This is a genomic window from Burkholderia sp. HI2714 (genome assembly GCF_002223085.1).
Classification (GTDB): Bacteria; Pseudomonadota; Gammaproteobacteria; order Burkholderiales; family Burkholderiaceae; genus Burkholderia; species Burkholderia lata_D.
In genome coordinates, this window is record NZ_NKFM01000138.1 from 1 (window position 1) to 1,660 (window position 1,660).

At 64.8% G+C, this 1,660-nt stretch carries 1 protein-coding gene; it reads right to left on the minus strand.

The genetic code is table 11. The features are described from left to right. Positions 1-30 precede the first annotated feature (30 nt). A protein-coding gene (locus CFB82_RS41485; protein ID WP_089487958.1) for an IS3 family transposase occupies positions 31-1,592 on the minus strand; the annotation gives its coding sequence in 2 pieces (ribosomal slippage) (positions 31-1,163 and positions 1,163-1,592; 1,563 coding nt in all). Positions 1,593-1,660: the final 68 nt, after the last annotated feature.

The window sequence follows — 1,660 nt, forward strand, 5'->3', positions numbered from 1 at the left end:
CGGTGCGCGTCAAGGTAGTTGTCGCCTCTGTCATGCAACGTGAACCTGTTTATGAACCCTGATTCCGACCTCGTTGATGATGGCATCGCGCTCGGGATTGAGCGCGACGGGCCCGGCCGGCGTCCAGTTACGCGTCTGGCCCGACCAGCGGGCCGGATGACGCTCGCGGGCGGCTTGGTAGAGCTCGTGCCGCGAGGCGAGGATTGCGACGTCTTCACCAGCATGTCGCTGAGTCGGCGTGACGTAGCGGATGCCGCAGTGTCGATGCTCGTTGTTGTACCAGTGCACGAAGCGCATCGCCCATTGCCTCGCGGCGTCCAGGTCTGCAAAGCCGTGCGCCGGGAACTCGGGACGGTACTTGGCCGTGCGGAACAGGGATTCGACGAACGCGTTGTCGTCGCTCACGCGCGGACGCGAGTACGAGGGCTTCACGCCGAGCCAGTGGAGCATCGCCAGCACCGTCGTGGCCTTCAGCGTAGAACCGTTGTCGCCGTGCAGGACGGGGCCCTGCTCGTCAGCAGCAATCCCTTCGGCCAGCGCCGCCCGCTGAACGACCCGAACGGCATGATCGGCGTTGTCGGTCGCATGCACTTCCCAGGCGATGATCTTGCGGCTGTAGATGTCCATGATCAAGTACAGGTAGAACCACATGCCGGCCACGGTGGCGGGCAGATACGTCATATCCCAACACCAGACCTGGCGGACTGCGGTCGCGATGTGCGTGCTCGGCTCGCGGCTGGTTTGCGGCGCTTTGGCTCGACCGCGATGAGCGTTCTGGCCTTGCGCTCGCAGCAACCGACAGAAGGTCGATTCGCTCGCCAGGTAGACGCCTTCGTCGGCAAGCGCCGGCACGATTCGCGCGGGCGGCATATCGGCAAAGCGCGGTTCGTTGGCGATCGCGAGCACGGCCTGGCGCTCCTGCTCGGTCAACGCGTGCGCTGGTTCGGGATGAACAGCCTGCGGTCGGCGATCGCCCGTTTGCAGCCCATTCCGGGCCTTCCAGCGCTGCAGGGTGCGCACGTCAATGCCGGCGGTCTCGCAGGCCAGACGCAGGCGCGCACCAGCCTCATGAGCCGCTTCTATGTTTCGGGCAGTCATCTGGCGATCTTCGAGACCGATCATTCGTCCTCGCCCTTGTGGAAGATCGCCTCGAGCTTTTTTGACAGCACCAACAGGGCCGTCGTCTCGGCCAGCGCACGGTCCTTGCGCCGAACTTCCCGCTCGAGCTCCTTGATCCGGCGGCGATCCGCCTTCGTTTGTCGGGGCGTGGCACGCACGTCCTCCGGGTCTGCCAGCGCCTGTGTGGCCGCTTCCCGCCATGCGCCAAGTTCCTGCGGATACACGCCGTTCTCGCGACACCATGCGTTGCGCGATGTCTCGTCCAAGGCGGCGGTGGTGAGCACCGCGTCCAATCGCGACGCCGCAGTCCAACCCCGCCCGCGGGCGGGATTGGACTGCGACTCACTGCGCCACCGTTCCAGCGTACTCACGCTCACTCGTGTTTCCTGCGCGACATCTTCAACCGACGCGCTCTCCGGCGGCAGCAACCTTGCAACCACCTTGTCCTTGAATGCTTGTCCGTACTTCGCCACTTCTCGTCCTTATAGCGCCCCCAGATTTCCAGATCCTATCCGGGCGACAACTATTCTGACGCGGGGGG